At 72.6% G+C, this 3,467-nt stretch carries 4 protein-coding genes; 2 read left to right on the forward strand and 2 right to left on the reverse strand.

Annotated features, from left to right (window positions below):
* On the reverse strand, positions 1-1,447 hold a 1,447-nt coding region (locus BMY61_RS43685; protein ID WP_143094852.1), incomplete at its 3' end, for a hypothetical protein.
* A 244-nt stretch (positions 1,448-1,691) separates the two neighbouring features.
* Between BMY61_RS43685 and BMY61_RS43690 the strand changes: the two genes are divergently transcribed.
* Positions 1,692-2,324 carry a hypothetical protein gene (locus tag BMY61_RS43690; RefSeq protein WP_143094853.1) on the forward strand — a complete coding sequence of 211 codons (633 nt, stop codon included), beginning with the start codon at positions 1,692-1,694 and terminating at the stop codon, positions 2,322-2,324.
* Between the two features lie 109 nt (positions 2,325-2,433).
* On the opposite strand, the gene BMY61_RS43695 is transcribed toward BMY61_RS43690, so the two are convergent.
* Positions 2,434-2,739: a hypothetical protein gene (locus BMY61_RS43695; protein ID WP_042449646.1), complete on the reverse strand. Its 306-nt coding sequence runs from the start codon at positions 2,737-2,739 to the stop codon at positions 2,434-2,436.
* Between the two features lie 240 nt (positions 2,740-2,979).
* On the opposite strand from BMY61_RS43695, the gene BMY61_RS43700 reads away from it, so the two are divergent.
* A complete protein-coding gene (locus BMY61_RS43700) occupies positions 2,980-3,315 on the forward strand; it encodes a hypothetical protein (protein WP_042449643.1) in 336 nt (111 codons plus the stop codon).
* The last annotated feature ends 152 nt before the right edge of the window (positions 3,316-3,467 follow it).

A 3,467-nucleotide genomic window follows, 5' to 3' on the forward strand; every position in this document is an offset into this window, starting at 1 on the left:
CCGCGTCGATGTCCTGACCGTCCGGGTGGTGGTCGTCGCGGTAGCCGTGCCGGAGGATCTGGTCGATCTCGTCAGCCAGCGCGCCGGGGTCCTGCCAGGAGGCCTGCGTCGCCTGCGGGTACCACGGATACGCGCCGGGGCCGGCGGCGCCGGTCACGGGCGCGCCGAAGTCGCCGGGCAGCAGCCAGAAGACCTCCCCCGCTGTGCGCTCGGCAGTCCACGCGGACGCCGCGTCGGAGAGGCTGATCTGGAGGCCGCTGGGCGATTCGACGCCGATGGTCCAGCCCCTGGCCCGCAGCCGCGCGGCGACCAGGGCGTAGTTGTCTGCCTCGGCGAAGCGCGGGCCGTCCTCCACCGTCGGGTACGCCGACGTCCACGGGCCGCCGCGCTGCTGCACCAGTGCCCGCTCGTCCTCGGGCAGGGCGTACCAGCGCCGTCGTACCTCGCGGCGTCCGGCGTCGGTGAGGCGCACGTGCGCCCGCGGGTCGTAGATCTTGCTGTTGACCAGTCCCTCGGCCATCGGCGTGCCGGTCTCGTCGACCAGCTCGAACCAGTAGGCACCGATCTCCTGGCGGACGAGTTCCCACCCGGCGGGCCAGGTCGCCGCGACGAGCCCGAGCGCGTCCTGCGGGTCCGTCCACTGCGCGTCGACTCCCAGCAGCCGGTAGGTCTCCGCGGTCTCCCCCTCGCCGCTGATCCGCCGGGGAAGCTGTCCTGAGGTCAGGAACTGCCGGAAGAGCCGCTCCTGGGGATCTCCGTCGTCGAACGCTTCATGGAGCGCCACGAGGGCCGGGGACGTCCTGTTCTCCCGCGACCAGATCCGGTGCTCCCGAATGCTGAACACGCCTTGCGTCCGGGAGATCGACCACAGCACGTTGACCATGCGGGCGATGAAGGCGGCCATGATCGGAACGATGCCGAGGAGGGCTCCGGCGACGCGCAGGGCCTTCGGCAGCCCGTCCGGCAGCTGGTACAGAGCGAATCCGACGGCGCTGGCCGTATCAGCGGCCAGCCCGATGACCAGGGCGTTGACCGCCGTCCTGAGCAGTGAGTCGCCGAGAGTCCACGGACGCATGTCCAGGGCGATCCAGTGGCTCCAGCGACACCTGCGGCACGTGCAGTCGTCGCTGTCCTCGTGAAGACCGCCCTTGTCGAACACCGCTGCCACGGAGACGACGACTGCGGCCGCCGAGAGGATGAGCGCGCACAGTCCCGGGAGGAGCGGGTAGAAGCCCAGCGCCTTCAGCACGAGTCCGAACCCCGGGGTCACCTGCCACTGGTCGATGTTCCACTGCGTCACGGCGAGCGCCACGATGCCGCTGACGGCCGTCAGCGCGGCCACACCGACGCCGGCCGCGAGGGACTGCGCGACGGATACCGGTGCGAAGGCGTCAGCTCGGCGCTCGAATGCGATCCAGCGGTTTCGGTCTCGGTGGTCAACTGGCACGGCACTCCCTCGATTTCAGCCGGAGCACGACGACGGCGCCGGCGATGCCGTTCAACACGATCGGGGGCCGGGCCAGGTGCGTCGGCCGCCGAGCACCAAAGGGTACGGATGCTCCCGCTTCGGCCGGGCGATCCTACAGGCCCGCTCCGTCAAGGCCGTTGGCGATCGCGGCGGCTGCAGCCCGGCTACCGCCGAGGCCGTCGTCCACGCCCAGCTGTCGGCGGTGGCTGCTATGCATGCGGCCATGGATGACCACAAGGCTACTGAGCGCCACGACGAGGGCGAGGCCGCGTTCCGGCGCGGGTGCGAGCTGCTGGACGGCGGTGCCGGCGAGGACGCCGAGGTCCAGTTCGTGGAGGCTGCCGCGCTCGGCGCCCGCGATGTGCCCTGGCGCATCACGCAGGCATACCTCGAGGCGCACGACGCGCGCGCCGCCGGCTGGATGCGGCGCGCAGCGTCGTCGCTGAGCCGCCCCGGCGGGATCACCGTCACCCCGGGAACGCTGCCGATCCTCACGATCACCAGCGAGGACTACGAGGTCCTCGCCTCCCAGGTCTGGTGCGTGGCGGTCACCGGCTGCGACCCGGTGGCCGGCGCCGCCGCACTCCGAGCTGCCGACCCCTCGGTACGCCAGGCGACCGAGGACGGCCGGATCCCCTCCGACGAGGAGATCCACACCGCCCCCTACTACGCGAACTACCTCTGGGTCGACGAGGCGAACCTGACCCTGACCCTGGACGCAAAGGACGGGATCATGCCGATGCTCGCCCGCGTCGTCCTCACCGTCCTCGTCGAAGAGCTTGAGCGCGCCGGCGCCACCCGGGCCCGCCTGCACACACCGCGCTCGGCCTGGCCGAAGGACTGGCCTACCGACTGAGCTCGCGGGCCACCCGCGCCCGGCGCAGGGAAGCTGCTGCGGACTCCGGACTCGTGCGTGGGGACGGTGAGGTCTCGGGCGGACCGGCCACGACGTGAGCGTGAGGCTCCTACGCCGCCCGCCGGGCCCACGTGATCTCGGGGGCCAGCGTGTAGGCCCAGCCTCCCGCCACCATGGCGAGAATCGCCGTCCAGAACGAAGTACCGCTGCACTGACCGGTGAACCACCGGCAGACGATCCAGACCGTCACCGCCAGGCTGGCCACGGCCAGCACCATGACGGCGACGCTGATCCCGATCACGGCCTGCGGGGCCCGGCGCTGGCCACGACGCGCCACCGCGCCCTGGACAACGGCGGCGGTAGGAAGCAGCGCGCTGGCGAAGACGACGAAGGCCACCGGGGACAGCACGTTCATCGGCCGACCTCCCTGTCACAGGACGCGCAGGAGGCTCCGCCCGGCAACGGACACGCCCAACAGGCCCCTACCGAAAGCATCGTGGCACACCGGCGCACCGACCGGTGCCCGATCGGCAACGCGCGGCGGCCGCCCCTCTACGAGCGGCGCACTCCCGGCGCGCCAGCTCCATCCCCCGCCGCGCCCCCGTGCTCCCGCCGATCCGCCGACACCACCCGACCCGACGAAGGAGACTGCACCATGGCCATCGACGACGCCGCTCTGACCGACCCGACGCTGGACTACTTCGGGCCCATCGCCGATCCGCCGACGAAGCAGGGCCCCGGCGGGCGGACGCTCCGCCGGCGCTGGGCCCTGACCGGCAGCGCACCCAGGGTCCACGGCCACGCGCAGTTCGAGTGCGGGTTCGTCCCCGACGACGGCACCCCGGACGGTGCCGTCGTCCACGACTGGCAGGAGGCCGACGGCCTCCTGCCCGCCTTCCTCCGAGTGACCGGCTGGACGTACTGGTCCTGCCACGAGGCGTACGAACGGCTGTGGAAGGAGCGGACGGACTCCGCCGCGGCGGCCCGGTGACCCTCCAGGGCAGGTCCACGCCCGCCGGTCCGGGCGCAGGCCGGGCGCCCGTCAGCCCCGGACCGTCGTCCCCGCGACGGTCGGCGCGTCAACCCCCGGGAGCCGCGGTCGCCCGTTGGTGCGTGCCGGATCTGCTTCCCCGGAGCCCGGCC

It is taken from the genome of Streptacidiphilus jiangxiensis, assembly GCF_900109465.1.
GTDB classification, from domain to species: Bacteria; Actinomycetota; Actinomycetes; order Streptomycetales; family Streptomycetaceae; genus Streptacidiphilus; species Streptacidiphilus jiangxiensis.

What these genes read in the sequence shown, in the direction of transcription:
- BMY61_RS43690 (WP_143094853.1), top strand. Translation starts at nt 1,692, where the DNA reads ATGGATGACCACAAGGCTACTGAGCGCCACGACGAGGGCGAGGCCGCG.
- BMY61_RS43695 (WP_042449646.1), bottom strand. Translation starts at nt 2,739, where the DNA reads ATGAACGTGCTGTCCCCGGTGGCCTTCGTCGTCTTCGCCAGCGCGCTG.
- BMY61_RS43700 (WP_042449643.1), top strand. Translation starts at nt 2,980, where the DNA reads ATGGCCATCGACGACGCCGCTCTGACCGACCCGACGCTGGACTACTTC.